Annotated in this window: 14 protein-coding genes; 9 read left to right on the top strand and 5 right to left on the bottom strand. The window is 66.6% G+C overall.

The features are described 5' to 3' along the window. Positions 1-5 precede the first annotated feature (5 nt). Positions 6-2,399 carry a RelA/SpoT family protein gene (locus IEX43_RS01920; protein WP_188808825.1) on the top strand — a complete coding sequence of 798 codons (2,394 nt, stop codon included), beginning with the start codon at positions 6-8 and terminating at the stop codon, positions 2,397-2,399. Here IEX43_RS01920 and IEX43_RS01925 read toward each other — a convergent pair. The 3 genes from IEX43_RS01925 to IEX43_RS01935 all read right to left on the bottom strand — a co-directional run bounded on the left by IEX43_RS01925 (position 2,280) and on the right by IEX43_RS01935 (position 5,628). Next, a complete protein-coding gene (locus IEX43_RS01925) occupies positions 2,280-3,008 on the bottom strand; it encodes a type IV toxin-antitoxin system AbiEi family antitoxin (RefSeq protein WP_188808826.1) in 729 nt (242 codons plus the stop codon). The two genes, IEX43_RS01920 and IEX43_RS01925, sit on opposite strands and share 120 nt — an antisense overlap. 123 nt (positions 3,009-3,131) lie before the next feature. Beyond that, positions 3,132-4,736, bottom strand: coding sequence for a DUF349 domain-containing protein (locus IEX43_RS01930; RefSeq protein ID WP_188808827.1), 1,605 nt, complete (start codon positions 4,734-4,736; stop codon positions 3,132-3,134). Between the two features lie 67 nt (positions 4,737-4,803). Continuing rightward, positions 4,804-5,628, bottom strand: a complete 825-nt coding sequence (locus IEX43_RS01935) for a peptidylprolyl isomerase (RefSeq protein ID WP_188808828.1) — start codon at positions 5,626-5,628, stop codon at positions 4,804-4,806. A gap of 233 nt (positions 5,629-5,861) precedes the next feature. Between IEX43_RS01935 and hisS the strand changes: the two genes are divergently transcribed. Next, positions 5,862-7,226, top strand: coding sequence for a histidine--tRNA ligase (gene hisS / locus IEX43_RS01940; protein WP_188808829.1), 1,365 nt, complete (start codon positions 5,862-5,864; stop codon positions 7,224-7,226). Positions 7,227-7,249: 23 nt separating this feature from the next. On the opposite strand, the gene IEX43_RS01945 is transcribed toward hisS, so the two are convergent. Continuing rightward, the gene (locus IEX43_RS01945) at positions 7,250-8,494 is read right to left on the bottom strand and encodes an APC family permease (protein ID WP_188808830.1); all 1,245 of its coding nucleotides are present in this window, start codon (positions 8,492-8,494) and stop codon (positions 7,250-7,252) included. Between the two features lie 109 nt (positions 8,495-8,603). Between IEX43_RS01945 and aspS the strand changes: the two genes are divergently transcribed. Then, positions 8,604-10,385 carry an aspartate--tRNA ligase gene (aspS, locus tag IEX43_RS01950; protein WP_104185942.1) on the top strand — a complete coding sequence of 594 codons (1,782 nt, stop codon included), beginning with the start codon at positions 8,604-8,606 and terminating at the stop codon, positions 10,383-10,385. 73 nt (positions 10,386-10,458) lie between these two features. Beyond that, positions 10,459-11,241, top strand: coding sequence for a GNAT family N-acetyltransferase (locus IEX43_RS01955; protein WP_188808831.1), 783 nt, complete (start codon positions 10,459-10,461; stop codon positions 11,239-11,241). Here the strand turns inward: IEX43_RS01955 and IEX43_RS01960 are convergent, their stop codons facing one another. Continuing rightward, the gene (locus IEX43_RS01960; RefSeq protein WP_188808832.1) at positions 11,242-11,910 is read right to left on the bottom strand and encodes an acVLRF1 family peptidyl-tRNA hydrolase; all 669 of its coding nucleotides are present in this window, start codon (positions 11,908-11,910) and stop codon (positions 11,242-11,244) included. It lies immediately after the preceding gene. Positions 11,911-11,980: 70 nt separating this feature from the next. Here IEX43_RS01960 and IEX43_RS01965 point away from each other — a divergent pair, with 70 nt between their 5' ends. The 5 genes from IEX43_RS01965 (at position 11,981) to alaS (ending at position 17,805) form a co-directional block, all read left to right on the top strand. Further along, positions 11,981-13,399, top strand: coding sequence for a replication-associated recombination protein A (locus IEX43_RS01965; protein ID WP_188808833.1), 1,419 nt, complete (start codon positions 11,981-11,983; stop codon positions 13,397-13,399). Positions 13,400-13,570: 171 nt separating this feature from the next. Then, positions 13,571-14,197 carry a 30S ribosomal protein S4 gene (gene rpsD / locus IEX43_RS01970; protein ID WP_104185938.1) on the top strand — a complete coding sequence of 209 codons (627 nt, stop codon included), beginning with the start codon at positions 13,571-13,573 and terminating at the stop codon, positions 14,195-14,197. A 146-nt stretch (positions 14,198-14,343) separates the two neighbouring features. Beyond that, a complete protein-coding gene (locus IEX43_RS01975; RefSeq protein WP_104185937.1) occupies positions 14,344-14,718 on the top strand; it encodes a DUF948 domain-containing protein in 375 nt (124 codons plus the stop codon). A 16-nt stretch (positions 14,719-14,734) separates the two neighbouring features. Further along, the gene (locus tag IEX43_RS01980; protein ID WP_229666262.1) at positions 14,735-14,977 is read left to right on the top strand and encodes a hypothetical protein; all 243 of its coding nucleotides are present in this window, start codon (positions 14,735-14,737) and stop codon (positions 14,975-14,977) included. A 149-nt stretch (positions 14,978-15,126) separates the two neighbouring features. Beyond that, entirely contained in the window at positions 15,127-17,805 is a 2,679-nt protein-coding gene (gene alaS / locus IEX43_RS01985; RefSeq protein ID WP_188808834.1) for an alanine--tRNA ligase, read from the top strand. Positions 17,806-17,810: the final 5 nt, after the last annotated feature.

The following is a 17,810-nucleotide window of genomic DNA, read 5'->3' on the forward strand; positions in this document are numbered from 1 at the left end:
CTTCATTGGAAGAGCGTTCGGCGTCAGCGCCAGCGGCACAGGGTGACAAGGGTGCTGCCAACGGTACGCAGGCCGGGGTGGCCTCGTCCGCGCGCCCCGGCCCGCTGGTTCCGGTCGACAACTCCGGGTCCCGGCCCACCTTTCCCGGCCGCAGGGAGCGCACCCGGTCCAGGCTCGCCCGGCTGACAGGGCGCAGCACGGCGACGTACTCGCCCATCCTTGAACCCCTGCTGAGGACCGTCCGGGCCAACAACCCCAAAGAGGACTTCGACCTCATCCAGCGGGCCTTCGACGTTGCCGAACAGAGCCACCGCGGGCAGAAGCGCAAGAGCGGCGATCCGTACATCACGCATCCCGTGGCCGTGGCCACCATCCTCGCTGAACTTGGGCTGAGCGGAACCACCCTGGCCGCGGCCCTGCTGCACGACACTGTGGAGGACACGCCCTACACACTCGCCGACTTGAAACGGGATTTCGGCCCCGAAGTGGCAATGCTCGTAGACGGCGTGACCAAGCTGGACAAGGTCAGCTTCGGTGAGGCTGCACAGTCCGAGACTGTCCGCAAAATGGTTGTGGCCATGGCCAAGGACATCCGTGTCCTGATGATCAAACTGGCGGACCGGCTGCACAACGCCCGGACCTGGCGGTTTGTTTCCGCTGAGTCGTCCGCCCGGAAGGCACGGGAGACGCTGGAGATCTTTGCCCCCCTGGCGCACAGGCTGGGCATGAACACCATCAAGTGGGAGCTGGAGGATCTCTCCTTCGCCGCGCTCTACCCGAAAGTCTACGAAGAGATCGTCCGGATGGTGGGGGACAGGACTCCCGAGCGGGAGAAGAGCCTGAGCGTCATCCGCGACCAGATCACCGAAGACCTCCGTACGGCCAAGATCAAGGCCACCATCACCGGCCGTCCCAAGCACTACTACTCCATCTACCAGAAGATGATCGTCCGCGATAAGGATTTCGACGACATCAACGACCTCATGGGTGTCCGTGTCCTGGTGGACTCTGTCCGTGACTGCTACGCCGCCCTCGGTACCATGCACTCGCGCTGGAACCCGCTGCCCGGCAGGTTCAAGGACTACATCGCCAAGCCGAAGTTCAACATGTATCAGTCGCTGCACACCACGGTGATCGGGCCCGGCGGCAAGCCCGTGGAAATCCAGATCCGCACCCATGAGATGCACCGCCGCGCCGAGTACGGCGTGGCTGCGCACTGGAAGTACAAGGACCAGCCCAACCGGACCGCGGTTGGCCCCGGAAGCCCCCGCGACGGCGACATGGGCTGGCTGCGGTCCCTGGTGGACTGGCAGCAGGAAACCTCGGATCCGGGTGAGTTCCTGGACTCCCTCCGGTTCGAGATCAACGCGCGGGAAGTTTTCGTCTTCACCCCCAAGGGCGAAGTCATGGCGCTGCCCGCAGGTTCCACTCCCGTGGACTTCGCGTACGCAGTCCATACCGAGGTCGGCCACCGGACCATCGGTGCCCGGGTCAACGGAAAACTGGTTCCTCTCAACAGCGAACTCAACCACGGCGACTGGGTGGAGATCTTCACTTCCAAGGCCGAAGGCGCCGGGCCCAGCCAGGACTGGCAGCACTTCGTCAAGAGCGCCCGGGCACGGAACAAGATCCGCCAGTGGTTCAGCAAGGAACGCCGGGAAGAGGCGATTGACCGCGGCAAGGAACTTCTCACCCGTGCAATGCGGAAGCAGAACCTCCCGCTGCAGCGGCTGATGACCCACGAGGCCCTGGCCGCCGTGGCAGAAGATTTCAAGTACGTTGACATTTCGGGACTCTACGCCGGAGTGGGCGACGGGCATACGTCCGCCCAGTCGGTTATGGAAAAGCTGGTCGAAAGCCTCGGGGGCAACGAGAGCGCGGACGACGACATCGCCGAAGTCAGCATCCCCACCCAGGTCACCAAAGCCCGTTTCTCCGATTCCGGCGTGGTGGTCCGGGGCGTCGGCGACGTCTGGGTCAAGCTGGCCCGCTGCTGCACGCCCGTGCCCCCGGACCCCATCCTCGGTTTCGTGACCAGGGGCTCGGGCGTTTCCGTGCACAGGACGGACTGCACCAACATCTCGGACCTCAAAGACCAGCCGGACCGCATCGTGGACGTGGAGTGGGCGCCAACGCAGTCCAGCGTCTTCCTGGTTGAAATCCAGGTGGAAGCGCTGGACCGCAAGTCGCTGCTCTCCGACGTCACCCGCGTCCTGTCCGAGAACCATGTGAACATCCTGGCAGCCAGCGTGCACACCTCCACGGACCGGGTGGCGATCTCAAAGTTTGCCTTCGAAATGGGTGACCCCAAGTACCTGAGCCACGTTCTCAGCGCTGTCCGCAGGATCGACGGCGTGTTCGACGTTTACCGGACCACCGGCAACAAGCGCCGGAGCTAGCGCGGCGAGTTTTTCCAGGGCGGCCTTCTTGTGGGGCACGCGGGGCGTTGCCTCTATGGCCAGGACGAGCAGGCGCAGGCGCACGTCCTTTTCCGGGCGCGCCAGCAGACCCTCCAATGCGGGGATGGCCCTGCCCGCGTCTACGTGCAGGGCAATGTCCAGGGCGGTACGCAGCGGGCTAGAGACCATCAGACCGCCCAGGCTGACAACGTCGAACGGGCCAAGCTTCACCTCGTGCAGGGTGCAGCCCCGGGTGTTCCTGAGGCTTGAAACCCTTCGTTTGGCGTCCACCAGCAACGCAAGCCTGTCCGGCTCTGCCGCGCAGCCGTAGATCCAGGCTGCTGTCATGCGGCCAGCAACCACCCTCTGCCTGACCGACGGCGGTACAACGCCCGCCGCCGCCCGTGCACGCAGCTGCGGGGAGGCGGCGACTCCGGGCAGTGTATACCCGCGGTGGTGAAGCCTGTCCAGGAGTCCGTCCGCGGCGAGGGCCTGCAGTTCAGGCATGGCGAAGGGCATCTCCGGAACATACAACTCCGGGAAACGTTGTGGTGCCGCCTCTGCTGCGGCCGGGTGGTCAGTGCCCGGAGGAGCCGATGGAATCGCCATTCGTCCATCCTGCCGCGCAGGCCCTTAACAGGGACAGGCCCGGTTCGGTTATGTGGATAACCGGGCCGGGCCTGTCCCAGACGCCGGCCTGCGGGGCAGGCGGACGAGCCAGAGCGTGGTGGCTTAGGAGAGTTCGCTGGCCGAGCGCTGGATCTGGTCGAGCCAGGCCTGGCGTGCCTCAAGGGCTTCCTGGGCAGCCTCGATCTTGCGCTGGTCACCGGTTTTCTCCGCCTTGGCAAGATCGTCCTGGAGGCTTGCGATTGCGGATTCCAGCTGGGACAGGGCACTGTTGGTGCGCGCCTTCCGCTCCGGGTTGGAGCGCTGCCACTGCTCTTCCTCAGCGTTCCGGACTGCATCCTCAACCTTGCGCAGCCCGGCCTCGATGCGGCCCATGTCGCCGCGCGGGACCTTGCCTGCCTCTTCCCAACGGTCACGGATGGACTGCAGTGCCTTCTTGGCCGCGGCCAGGTCCTTGACCGGAAGGATAGCGTTGGCCTCCAGCAGGAGGGCCTCCTTGACGGTGAGGTTGGCAGCGTATTCCTGGTCAATCTCTTCGTTGGCGGCCTGGCGGTTCGTGAAGAACACATCCTGTGCCGCGCGGAATCGGGCCCAGAGTGCGTCGTCGTCCTTGCGGCTGGCACGCGGTGATGCCTTCCACTGGTCCATCAGCCTGCGGTACTCGCCGGCGGCAAAACCCCAGTCGGTGGAGGTGGACAGTGCTTCAGCCTCGGCGATCAGTTTTTCCTTGGCGGACTTGGCCGCGGAGTTGTTGCTGTCCAGCTGGGAGAAGTAAGCGCGGCGGTGGCGGTCGAAGACGGTGCGCGCTGCCCGGAACCTTTTCCACAGGGCGTCTTCGTTGCTGCGGCCAAGGCGCACGCCGCTCTTCTGCGCTGTTTTCCAGCTCTCGAAGAGTTCGTTCATGCGGGCGCTGGAGGTCTTCCACTGTGTCTGTGCGGGGTCCTGGCCGGAGATTTCCTCGGCTTCGGCAACAATTGCCTCGCGGGCTGCCAGTTCGGACGCGCGGACGGCGTCGTGCTCGGCTTTCTCGGCCTTCTCCAGCTCGCCGATCTGTTCGGCAAGCTTGTCCAGCCGCGCCTCGGCTGCCCGCAGGTCGCCCACCATGTTCCGCTCCGCAAGCTGCTCGCGCAGGTGGGTGACGGTTTTCTGCATATCCGTGCTGGGGGCCTTGGAGCTGACGCGCTGTTCGAGAAGCACAATCTGTGCCACAACGTCGTCATACTTGCGCGCAAAGTAGGCGAGGGCTTCGTCGTCGCTCACGCCCGGGTACTGCCCTACGGCGTGCTCGCTGCCGTCAATGGTGAGGAAAACATGCCCGTCGCCTTCAACCCGGCCCCACTTTGAGGCTTCGGCCAGGGAGGTGGCGGGAGCTGCCGGAACAGCCGCTGCCGCCGGAGCGGCAGCTGCAGGCTTTGGGCGGGAAGCGAACGCGGCCGGGGACGGAGCTGCTGATCGGGGGGAAGGAGCCGGTGCTGGTGCTGGTGCAGTTGCCGGTGCGGGGGCAGGTGCGGAAGCGTCATCAGCGGGCTTGTCGTCCGCGGGAGCGGAAGGATCTGCCGCGCTTGCGGCAGGTTCTTCTGCGGCTGCCCCGGTTTCAGGAGCTTCCACTGCTGATGTGCCGGTTGCCTCAGTTCCTGCGCCGTCAGCCGCGGGGGCCGCCGCTTCGGTCAGGTCTGTTGCTGTTTCGTCGGATTTCTGACTGTCTGTCACCGCTAAAAGTCTTTCGCTTGGAGGGAAATACTCACGTACTGCACCGCGGCCGTGCCGGCCGGGCTTCCTACTTCAGAGAAAACGAGTCTATCGTGACTGGTTCAACGGGCGCGCCGTCCGTGTCGCTGCTGCCCGGCGTGATTCCGGCAGCAGCCAGGTTGGCCACCACGTCCAGCCCCGATGTCACCTTCCCAACCACGGTGTAGCCGCCGGCGCTGTCCGCCGGGATGACCGTGTCTTTGTAGACAATGAAAAACTGGGTGCCGTTGCCGTACGCGTTGTTTCCCGTACGGGCCACTGCGATGGTGCCGGCCGGATAGGTGCCGTCCTCAGGCGTGTTCTCCAACGGACCCCAGGTGTAGTCAGGGTCTCCCTGGCCGTCGCCGGTGGGGGAGCCGCACTGCAGGACGCCGAAGGTGTCCCCGGTGGTCAGGCGGTGGCAGGTCTTGCCGCCGAAATAGCCCTCGTCGCTGAGCGACTTGAAGACCGCGGTTGCCTGCGGAGCGTCCGTCCCGTTCAGCTCTACGCCCAGCGGGCTGCCGTTCAGGACGAGTTCACCGGTGAAAGTCTGGCCGGCAGCGGTGTCCGCGGCGGGGATGTTGGGGCCGTTGGTTGCCTGCGCGGACGGACTCGCGGACGGCTCGGCCGGCGCGGACGGGGACGGGCTGCTCAGTCCAGCCTCTGCGGCAGCGTACTCGTCCTCGGAGGGATTGCCGGCAAAGGCAGTGAGTTGGAGTACAACGGCGAGGACAACGGCGGCAGCCCCGGCGCCGGCGGCGATGAGATTGTCGCGCTTGCGCCGGCCTTCCTGGTCCCGCCGCATGGCCCGCTTGGCTTCCATCTGCTGAATGCGCCGTTTGGTTTCGCGGGCACTGCGTGAACTGGCCGCCAAGGGTCCTCCTCATAGTCGGGCTGCTGCACGGCATGGCCGTAGGCCGCCTGCGCAGGTGTTTGGCCGCCGGGCCTGCCGGTCCGCCGTATTAGAGATGCCGGCGGTAGACGACATAAACTGACTGCCGCACATAGTTTATGCATGACTGGCTGGACTGCCGCCGTCGAACGCCCGTTTCGGGCCGATTGCCGCGCACGTCCCTGCCGCCGTTCACCAAGAGGAGAAACTCCACCATGGCACGCACCGCCTCCCTGTCCGGATTCCCCGAGTGGCTTCCCGAGGAGCGGCTGGTGGAGCTTCATGTGTTGGATACGCTGCGCCGGGTGTTCGAGCTGCACGGATTCTCCTCCATTGAAACGCGGGCCGTGGAAACTGTCGGCCAGCTGCTGCGCAAAGGGGAAATCGACAAAGAGGTGTACGGGCTCAGCCGCCTCCAGGAGGACGAGGGCGAGGCGAAGGGCAAAGCCGACCCGCACGCCCTGGCCCTGCACTTCGACCTGACTGTTCCCTTTGCCCGTTACGTCGTCGAAAACGCCGGCTACCTCGCGTTCCCCTTCCGGCGATACCAGATCCAGAAGGTTTGGCGCGGCGAACGCCCGCAGGAAGGCCGGGCCCGCGAGTTCACCCAGGCTGACATCGACGTGGTGGGCGACGGCGAGCTGCCCTTCCGCTACGACGTCGAGATCGCGCTGGTGATCGCCGAGGCGCTCACCGCCCTCCCCATTCCGGACTTCCGCCTCCGCATCAACAACAGGAAGCTCGCCGAGGGCTTCTACCGCGGCATTGGCCTGGATGACACGGCCGGCGTGCTGCGGAGCATCGACAAACTCGAAAAGATCGGCCCCGCGAAAGTAGCGGAACTGTTGAAGTCTGAACTGGGCGCCACCGACGACCAGGCACAGAAAGCCCTGCAGCTGGCCGGAATCCGCACCGAGGACTCTTCGTTCGTGGCCCAGGTCCGGGCGTTGGGTGTCACTAATGATCTGCTGGACGAGGGCCTCAGCGAGCTTGAACAGGTCATTGACGCGGCCGTCCAGCGTGCCCCGGGCAAGGTGGTGGCTGACCTCAGCATTGCCCGCGGCCTGGACTATTACACCGGAACAGTGGTGGAAACCGTCCTGGTCGGCCACGAACAGCTGGGTTCCATCTGCTCCGGCGGCCGGTATGACGCGCTGGCGTCGAAAGGAAACCGGAAGTTCCCGGGCGTGGGACTTTCGATCGGCGTCACCCGGCTGGTGTCCCGCATCCTGAGCCAGGACCTGGCCAGGGCCTCACGGTCGGTTCCCACTGCCGTGCTTGTGGCCCTGACGCACGATGACAGCTGGGACGCTGCGCAGGACGTTGCCGCCCAGCTGCGCAGCCGCGGCATTCCCACCGAAGTGGCAGCGAAGGCGGAAAAGTTCGGCAAGCAGATCAAGTTCGCTGACCGGCGCGGCATCCCGTTTGTCTGGTTCACCGACGACGACGGTACGCACCAGGTCAAGGACATCCGGACCGGCGAGCAGGTAGTCGCAGCCCCGGAGACCTGGACGCCGCCGGCCGAAGATCTGGCAGTGCAGGTGTCCACGGCGGCGGAGCCGGCTGCAGCAGCCGTTTAGCTGCGGCTCGCGGTCGGGCGGCGCTAGTGCCGCAGCCGCAGGACCAGCCACCGCCCGGCCACGCCGGCTGCCAGCACCGCCACCATCGTCAGGACCGACGCCGGCGGCAGGGTGAAGGCCAGCAGCAGGCAGGCTGCGAAGCCGGCGGCGTTCAGCCACTTGGGTGCGTACCCTGGATGCGCCGCCAGGGTGTACGCAGAAGCGTTGGCCACGGCGTAGTAGATCAACACGCCAAAGCTGGAGAAGCCCACGACTGTCATAACGTCCGTGGTGAGCAGAAGCAGGATGACGACGGCGGCCACCGCCAGTTCGGCCACATACGGCACGGTGTGTTTTCCCCCCACCTTCGCCAGGGGCGCCGGCAGGTCGCGTTCCCGTGCCATGGCCAGCGTAGTGCGGCCAACACCCGTGATCAGTGCCAGCAGGGCACCCAGGCAGGCAGCGGCGGCGCCTACCTGCACCAGTAGTGCACCTCCCTGGAACTGCGACTCCAGCACCGCATCGAGCAGCGGCGTCCGTGTGGCGGCGATCTGTCCGCCGGGCAGGTGGTTCAACAGGAGCAGCGCGAGGGTCAGGTAGATGGCGAACGCAGCGGCCAGGGCTGCGAGGATTGCGCGCGGGATGGCCCGGGACGGATCCTTGACCTCCTCGCCCAATGTGGCGATCCGGGCGTAGCCCGCGAAGGCGAAGAACATCAGCCCGGCCGCCGGCAGCACCCCGCCCAGGGAAGAGCCACCCGCGGTCCCGCCCGCGCCGGGGCCGGGATGGGGCCCCACGGCTGCGGCCACAGCCACGAAGGCGAGGGTGGCCAAAACGATGCACAGCAGGATCCGCGTGAGCAGGGCAGTGCGGGTGATGCCCAGCAGGTTGACGCCGGTGAGCACAACCACGGCCGCCACGGCCGCCGGCACCGCGTAGCCGGGCCAGGCATAGCTGCCGAACGTCAGCGCCATCGCGGCGCAGGATGCAGTCTTCCCCGTGACGAAGCCCCAGCCGGCAAGGAATCCCGGCCACTCACCAAGCTGTTTGCGGCCGTAGACGTACGTCCCGCCGCTGGTGGGGTACTTTGCGGCGAGGGCGGCCGACGCCACCGCGTTGCAGTAGGCAACCGCTCCCGCGATGACCACCGACAACGCCAGCAGCTGGCCAGCCAGCGCGGCCGCCGGTGCGAAGACAACGAACACCCCGGCGCCCAGCATTGAGCCGAGTCCGATGGCTGTGGCGTCAAAGGTGCCGAGCCTGCGTTGAAGTTGCGGGTGTGCGCTCATGCGGTGGCAGTCCCTTTGCAGCGGGTAAACTCGTACGGGATTGTTCCCGTAACGATCCTATTTAACTTCCCGATCGACTTCCCGCCGTAACCCCGCAGAAAGGCGTGCTGTGCTGCGCACACATGACCTCGGATCCCTTCGTTCCGAGCACATTGGACAAACCGTAACCCTGGCCGGCTGGGTGGGCCGCCGCCGTGATCACGGTGGTGTGGCCTTCGTGGACCTGCGTGATGCTTCCGGTGTGGCACAGGTGGTGGTCCGCGAGGAAGAAGTCTTCCACGGGCTGCGCAACGAGTATGTCCTGCAGATCATCGGCACCGTTTCCAAGCGGCCCGAGGGCAACGAGAACCCCGCCCTGGCCACCGGCGAGATCGAGGTCATGGCCGAAAAGGTCACCATCCTCAACACGTCCGACCCCCTCCCGTTCCAGATCGACGAGCACGTCGAGGTGGGCGAGGAAGCACGCCTGAAGCACCGCTACCTGGACCTCCGCCGTCCCGGCCCCGCCCGCAACCTGCGCCTGCGCTCGGAAGCCAACCGCGTGGCCCGTGAACTGCTGCACCAGGACGGCTTCGTTGAGGTAGAGACCCCCACCCTGACGCGGTCAACACCCGAGGGCGCCCGTGACTTCGTTGTGCCGGCACGCCTGGCGCCGGGCTCCTGGTACGCGCTGCCGCAGTCACCCCAGCTGTTCAAGCAGCTCCTTCAGGTGGGCGGCTTCGAGAAGTACTACCAGATTGCCCGCTGCTACCGCGATGAGGATTTCCGCGCTGACCGCCAGCCGGAGTTCACCCAGCTGGACATCGAAGCGAGCTTCGTTGAGCAGGACGACATCATCGCCCTGGGCGAGAACATCGTGAAGGCACTCTGGAAGCTCATCGACGTCGAAATTCCGACGCCGATCCAGCGCATCACCTACCACGACGCCATGGCACGCTTCGGCTCGGACAAGCCGGACCTCCGTTTCGGCGTGGAGCTGACGGAGCTGACTGAATTCTTCAAGGACACCAACTTCGGTGTGTTCAAGGCCCCCTACGTCGGTGCCGTGGTGATGCCGGGCGGCGCCTCGCAGCCGCGCCGGACCCTGGATGGCTGGCAGGAGTTCGCCAAGCAGCGCGGGCACAAGGGACTGGCCTACGTCCTCTTCAAGGAAGACGGCGAACTGGCCGGTCCCGTGGCCAAGAACCTCACCGAGGCGGAACGTGCAGGCCTGGCGGATGCCGTAGGGGCCAAGCCGGGCGACTGCATCTTCTTCGCCGCCGGAGACAAGTCCTCCGCGCGCGCACTGCTGGGTGCTGCCCGTGTTGAGATTGGCCACCGCACCGGCCTGATCAACCCGGATGACTGGGCCTTCTGCTGGGTGGTGGACGCACCGATGTTCGAGCCGGCCGCCGCAGCTGTGGCTTCGGGCGACGTGGCTGTCGGCGCCGGCCAGTGGACCGCAGTGCACCACGCGTTCACGTCCCCCAAGCCCGAGTACATGGACAGCTTCGACACGGACCCAGAATCAGCGCTGGCCTACGCCTACGACATCGTCTGCAACGGCAACGAAATCGGCGGCGGCTCCATCCGTATCCACCAGGGCGATGTCCAGGAACGGGTCTTCGAGGTCATGGGCCTCTCCCATCAGGACGCGCAGGAGAAGTTCGGCTTCCTGCTTGAAGGCTTCAAATTCGGTGCGCCACCGCACGGCGGCATCGCCTTCGGCTGGGACCGCGTGGTGGCGCTGCTGTCCGGCGTGGATTCGATCCGCGATGTCATCGCCTTCCCCAAGACCGGCAACGGCTACGACCCCCTGACCGCGGCCCCGGCTCCCATTACGCCGCAGCAGCGCAAGGAAGCCGGTGTTGACTTCAAGCCTGAGGCCAAGAAGCCGGAAGAGGGCAAGTAGGCAGTATCCGTTTGACCTGAAGGCCCTCCTGCACAGGGGGGCCTTCACGTCTGTCCGCCAAGAAGGAGTCCCCATGACGCTCAACCGTGCGAGCCAACCCGCCCGCGCCTACGAAGCGCTCATGGATGCCGCCTGGCCCGCCCCCGATCGCCACGACCTGGGGGAGTGGGTCCTCCGGGCTGCGGACGGCGTCACGCAGCGGGCCAACTCGGTGTGGCCGCGGGACCCCGCGTTCAAGCCGCAGGAGGCTTTGCTGGAGGCTGCGCGGTGGTACCGGATGCGGCGTCTTCCGCTGATCTTCCAGGTGGCGGACACGGCCGCCAACTCCGGGCTGAGTGACCTCCTGGACGCCCAGGGCTTCACGCGGCAGTCCGAAACGCTGATCATGGCCCGGCCTGCCGGGCCCCAAGGTGGACATCCGGCGGCCGCCGGGGTGGAGATCCTTGATGAGCCCAACGAGGAGTGGCTGCACCTTTGGTGGAGCGTGGACGGCCGGGGCGGTGGCCAGGCGCGGGAGACAGCGCGCTCGATCGTGACGGGGTGCCCAGCGCTCTATGCCCTCGCCAGGGACGACGACGGCGCCCCGGCCGCCGTCGGGCGCCTCGCCCTGGTGGGCGCCACGGGAGGAATCTATTGCATGGCGACGTCGCCCGCTCACCGCAGGCGGGGCTACGCCACAGCAGTGCTCCAGGCGCTCCAGTCCGAAGGGGCCGCGCGCCATGTGGAAAGTTTCTGGCTGCTGGTCACAGCTGCCAACTCCGCCGCCCGGCAGCTCTACCAGCAGGCGGGGTTCGAGGAAGCGGGCCGCTATCTCTACCGCCAGGAACGGCCCCGCCGGGCGCTGACAGGCTGCTGACTAGGAGGCGTCGGTGACCTGGATCCGCACGGCACACGAATCCGCGGCCGCTTTACGCAGCACTGCTGCCTTGGGATCCGGGACGTCAAGGTAGGCCAGCCGGGGCATGGCGGCAAAGCCCTTCAGGGCAGGGTGCTGGAGGACGAGGCCCGCCAGGGCCCTGTCGCCCCCGGGAACCACGTACTCAAAAGGTTCACCGCCGAAGATGCGTGCGGCCTGTTCCGCAACAGCCTCCACCAGGGCGTCGGCCTGGTTGTTCCGCCGCCGGGCGAACCGCTGCTGCGACTGTCCGCCCGCGGCCGTCCGGGACTGCACATACGTGGATCCCACCTTCGACGCGAGGACCTGCCCCTCACTGACCACCGCCACCCCGTAGCCTCCGCGCCTGGCCAGCAGCAGGCCCAGCCGCCGCGGCTGCGACGCCAGGGAGGCAAGCCGCTCAAGGGCATCCGCGCCCCGGCCGGGCCGCCCGTCGGCCGGCCAGGGAGGCTGCAGGAGGGCTTCGGCGCCGTCCGCGGCCAGAAGGCGGAGGCCGTCGTCGTCATCGCTGAGATGGTATCCGCCGTGCGCCGCGCCAAACCTTTCCACCCATCCGGCCAGCCGGCTGCCGGGAATGAATGCCGTGCGCACGGAGGCCGGCCGGGCTCCGCCGGTGGTGCGTGCGGACATGGGACGTTCCTTTACTGGCTTGCCGGACTCCCGGGAAAATCCGGAAGTGAACTGGAAGTAGCCTATCTATGTGGAAGATCTCTTCGGGCACGGCCGCGGCAATGATGATGACGACGACGCCTCCGTCAACCCCGGCCGGACCGCAGGGCCAGGGGCCAACGCTTCCCCCCGGGGCCCGCTCGCCGTCCGGATGCGTCCGCGCACCCTTGACGAGGTGGTAGGCCAGCAGCACCTCCTGGGACAGGGATCGCCCCTGCGCCAGTTGGCCGCCGGAGCCGGTGCTGACACAACAGGGCCTGCGGGACCTACCTCGCTCATCCTCTGGGGGCCGCCGGGAACCGGTAAAACGACCCTCGCCCACGTGATTGCCCGCGGACGGGGCAGGAAGTTCGTGGAACTCTCCGCCATTACTGCCGGCGTCAAGGACGTGCGGCGCGTCATGGACGAGGCCCTGACGGCCCGCGACCTCTACAAGACCACCACAGTCCTGTTCCTGGACGAGATCCACCGCTTCAACAAGGCCCAGCAGGACGCCCTGCTGCCTGGAGTCGAAAACCGCTGGGTGGTACTGGTTGCCGCCACCACCGAGAACCCGTCGTTCTCCGTCGTGTCACCGCTGCTCTCCCGCTCGCTGCTGCTGACGCTCCGTCCGCTCACCGACGCTGACATTGAAGGACTGATCCAGCGCGCCGTCGCCGATCCCCGCGGGCTGAACGGGAAAGTGGGCCTCAGCGAGGAAGCACTCGACCACCTCGTACGCCTTTCCGGAGGCGACGCACGCCGTGCCCTGACGGCATTGGAGGCCGCCGCGGGTGTTGCGTTCGGGGATGCGGACGACGCAGGGGACGGGCCCGTCGCCGTCGAACTTAAACACACCGAGCGTGCCCTGGACGTTGCCGCCGTCCGGTACGACCGAGCCGGTGACCAGCACTACGACGTCATCAGCGCCTTCATCAAGTCCATCCGCGGCTCCGACGTCGACGCCGCCCTGCACTACCTGGCCCGCATGCTGGAGGCGGGAGAGGACCCGCGCTTCCTCGCCCGGCGGATCGTGATCTCAGCAGCCGAAGACGTGGGAATGGCGGATCCCACGGCCCTGCAGACGGCCGTGGCCGCGGCGCAGGCGGTGCAGCTGATCGGAATGCCTGAGGGGCGGATCATCCTGGCCGAAGCCGTGGTGCACCTGGCCACCGCCCCCAAGTCCAACGCCGCCTACATGGGAATCAACAAGGCCATCGCCGATGTCCGGGCAGGGTTGGGGAACGGCATCCCGGCGCACCTGAGGGACGCCCACTACCCCGGATCCAAGCAGCTGGGTCACGGCCTTGGCTACAAATACGCCCACGACGCCCCGCACGGCGTGGCAGCCCAGCAATACCCGCCGGATGACCTGGTGGGAAAGGACTACTACCAGCCCACGGCCAACGGCGCTGAGCGGGACATTGCCACGCGGCTGGAGCGGCTGCGCAGGATTGTCCGGGGCAAGTGACCGCCATGCTAAGGTAGATGTTTGTCTGGCAAGGCACAGACGCACAATCTCCCCAATTTCATGTTGAGAAGGTTATGCCCTGTGCCCAGTAGCAAAAGGCAGCGGTTGGCCGATGCTCTCCATCGTGGAGGCCAGTAACACTGACACACCGCAGATATTGGAAGGACACAAGTGGCTAACAACACTCGTGCTCGCCGTCAGGCCCGCCTCTCGCGGTCCCTCGGCATCGCTCTGACCCCCAAGGCCGCCAAGTACATGGAGCGCCGCCCGTACGGCCCCGGTGAGCATGGCCGTGCCCGCAAGAAGCAGGACTCCGACTACGCCGTACGCCTGCGCGAAAAGCAGCGCCTGCGCGCCCAGTACGGCATCCGCGAAGCACAGATGACCCGCGCCTTCGAAGAAGCCCGCCGCACCAAGGGCCTGACCGGTGAAAACCTCATCGAGCTGCTCGAGATGCGCCTTGACGCCCTGGTCCTGCGTGCCGGCTTCGCCCGCACCATCGCCCAGGCCCGCCAGCTGGTTGTGCACCGCCACATCATGGTTGACGGCGTCCGCGTTGACCGCCCGTCGTTCCGCGTCGGCGAGGGCCAGCTGGTCCACGTCCACACCCGCAGCGAAACCATGGTTCCGCTCCAGGTTGCAGCTGCCGGCGCCCACCGCGACGTCCTGCCTGCCGTCCCGGCCTACCTGGACGTCAAGCTGGAAGCCCTCCAGGCCCGCCTGGTCCGTCGCCCCAAGCGCTCCGAGGTCCCCGTGACCTGCGAAGAGCAGCTGGTCGTCGAATTCTACGCACGCTAAATTCCAGCAGCGTATCCAAAGAAGCCCGTGGCAAGCGCCGCGGGCTTCTTTGTATGTAAGGTACTTGGGGGACATCTGCGGAATGCGTTTCACGCGCACCCGCCGGGATGCAACCGAACCACAGAATTTCGAGGAGATGAACGTCTATGTCTGGTGGCGATATTGCCGGCCTGATCGCTGCCGGGGTGTTTGCAGTCCTGGTACTGCTGCTCGCCGTGCCCATCCTTAAGCTGGGCCGCGTCCTGGACGAGGTCCGGACCTCCATACGGTCCCTGAGCGACGGCGCCACGCCGCTTATGGACGAGGTCACCGCCACCGTCTCCACCACCAACCAGCAGTTGAAGAAAGTGGACGGCATCTCGTCCAACGTTTCGGACGCGTCCGCAAACCTTTCCGCCCTGTCCTCCCTTGTGGCCGCCACCGTGGGGTCGCCGCTGATCAAGGTGGCAGCCTTCAGCTACGGTGTCCGTTCCGCGCTGGCCGGGCGCAAGAAGCCCGCCGCCGGCCGCCGCAGCCGCTAGATTCCGGGAGAAGAGAATGAAGCGATTTATCTGGATGGGAATCGGCGTGGCGATCGGAGTGATCGCTTTCCGCAAGGTGACCGAAGTGCAGGCCAGCATGCAGTCAACGCTGGGGCCGGAGGGCCTCAACCGTTCCGTGAACCGCCTTGCCGACGGTGTCTACGACTTTGCCGACGCCGTCCGCGCCGGAATGCGCGAGCGGGAAACCGACCTGCGCTCCGCCCTCGGCGTCGAATCGGCAGACCTGGTCCGCCGCTGACCACCCTGCTGACCGGCACCGCACGTCGGAACCAGGCAGGCACCACACGTTAGAACCACACCGGCGGGCACCGTACACAACGGAACCGCCAAGCGAAAGAACCTCCGCGACGCACAGTGCGCGGAGCAAGAAGGGTACGTACACAGCTCATGAAGTCGCAGGAGATCACAAAGCGCTGGGTGGACTTTTTTGTCAGCAAGGGCCACACCGCGGTTCCCTCCGCATCGCTGGTCTCCAGCGACCCCTCGCTGCTGTTCACGGTTGCCGGCATGGTGCCGTTCATTCCCTACCTGACCGCCCGGGAGGAAGCACCCTACTCGCGCGCCGTCAGCGTGCAGAAGTGCATCCGCACCGGCGACATCGAGGAAGTGGGCAAGACCGCCCGCCACGGAACCTTCTTCCAGATGTGCGGCAACTTCTCCTTCGGCGACTACTTCAAGGAAGACGCCATCAAGTTCGCCTGGGAGCTGCTTACCAAAGGCGTTGACGACGGCGGCTACGGCCTGGCGCCCGAGCGGCTCTGGGTGACGGTCTACGAAGAGGACGACCAAGCCAAGGACCTGTGGCTCAAGAACACCGGTGTACCTGCCGAGCGCATCCAGAAGATGGGCAAGTCGGACAACTACTGGCATACCGGCCAGCCCGGCCCGGCAGGTCCCTGCTCCGAGATCTACTACGACCGCGGGCCCCAGTACGGTGTTGAGGGCGGCCCGCTGGCTGACGAGACCCGCTACATCGAAATCTGGAACCTTGTGTTCATGCAGTACCAGATCGAGAACGTCCGCTCGAAGGAAGACTTCGACGTCGTCGGCGAACTGCCCAAGCGCAACATCGACACCGGCCTGGGCATGGAACGCCTGGCCATGATCCTGCAGGGTGTCGAGAACATGTACGAGACGGACCAGGTCCGCCCCGTCATCGACAAGGCTGCCGAGCTCTCCGGCAAGGAATACACATCCGCCGAGACCGACGAAGACCCCCACCACACGGACGACGTCCGCATGCGTGTGGTCGCCGACCACATCCGGTCCGCCCTGATGCTGATCTCCGACGGCGTGACCCCCTCCAACGAGGGCCGCGGCTATGTACTGCGCCGGCTCATCCGCCGTGCCGTCCGTTCCATGCGCCTCCTCGGTGTTGAACAGGCCTGCCTGCCCGAACTCCTTCCCGCCTCACGCGATGCCATGAAGGGCGTCTACCCCGTAGTGGACACGGACTTCGCCCGGATCAGCCGCATCGCGTACGCCGAAGAGAAGGCCTTCCTGCGGACCATCGCCTCCGGAACCGCACGCCTCGAGGACGCCGTCAAGGAATCCAAGGCCGCCAACAAGCCGCTGTCCGGGGCCGACGCCTTCGCACTGCACGACACCTATGGTTTCCCCATCGACCTGACCCTGGAAATGGCCGAGGAGGCAGGGCTCAACGTGGATGAGGCCGCCTTCCGCAGCCTCATGCAGGAACAGCGCCAGCGCGCCCAGGCCGATGCCAAGGGCAAGAAGGGCGGCCACGCCGACCTCAGCGCCTTCCAGGACATCCTGGCCCAGGGTGAGACGGTCTTCACCGGCTACACCGAGCTCGACGGCGAGTCCCGCGTCCGCGGCATCCTCACCGGCGGCCGTGCGGTCCATCAGGCTTCCACCGGCGATGAAATCGAGCTGGTACTCTCCGAAACGCCCTTCTACGCCGAAGCAGGCGGCCAGGCCGCCGATACCGGCCTGATCACCGGTGACGGGTTTGTTGTTGAGGTGCTCGACGTCCAGCGCCCCCTCAAGGGCCTGAGCGTCCACAAGGCGATCGTCCGCGAAGGCGAAATCGGGGCCGACTCGCTGGTCCGTGCCGCCGTCGACCGCGAACGCCGGCACGCCGCCGAACAAGCCCACACCGGCACGCACATTGTGCACGCCGCGCTCCACCAGATCCTTGGCCCGGAAGCCACCCAGCGCGGCTCCTACAACAAGGCCGGTTACCTGCGCTTCGACTTCGCCTGGGGTGAGGGGCTGAGCACGGCCACGCGGTCCGAGATCGAGGAAGTCTCCAACCTGGCCATCCGGAACAACTTCCGGGTGGAAACCAAGGTCATGGGCCTGGCCGAGGCCAAGGCACTGGGCGCCATGGCACTCTTTGGCGAGAACTACGGCAGCGAAGTCCGGGTTGTCGAGATCGACGGCGCCTGGTCGCGCGAGCTTTGCGGCGGCACCCATGTTTCCAACACGTCCCTGATCGGCAGCCTGTCCCTGCTGGGCGAGCAGTCCGTCGGGTCGGGAAACCGCCGTGTGGAGGCCTTCGTGGGCATGGACGCTTTCCGCCACCTGGCGGCCGAGCGCGCCCTGGTCACCGAGCTCACCGACATGCTGAAGGTTCCCTCCGGCCAACTTGCAGACCGGATCGCCGCCACGCTGGCAAAGCTCAAGGCGACAGAAAAGGAACTGGACCGTCTCCGCAAGGAGCAGCTGGCTGGCGCTGCCGCCCAGCTGGTCAGCAGTGCCAAGGATGCCTCCGGTGTCAGTGTCATCGCCCACGACGCAGGACAGGTCAGCGGCGCTGACGACCTGCGCGGCCTGGCCCTGGACCTGCGGAACCGCCTCGGCTCCGCACCCGCGGCGGTGGCAGTAGCCGGCGTCGCCAACGACCGCCCCGTCATCCTGGTGGCCACCAACGAAGGCGCACGGGAGGCGGGGGTCAAGGCAGGAGCCCTGGTGCGCCTCGCCGCAGGGATCCTTGGCGGCGGCGGCGGCGGAAAGGACGACGTCGCACAGGGCGGCGGAACCGACGCCGGCCAGGTCGGCCAGGCCCTCTCCGCCGTCGTCGACGCCATTTCGCGGCGCTAATCCTC

This window comes from Pseudarthrobacter polychromogenes (assembly GCF_014644495.1).
Classification (GTDB): Bacteria; Actinomycetota; Actinomycetes; order Actinomycetales; family Micrococcaceae; genus Arthrobacter; species Arthrobacter polychromogenes.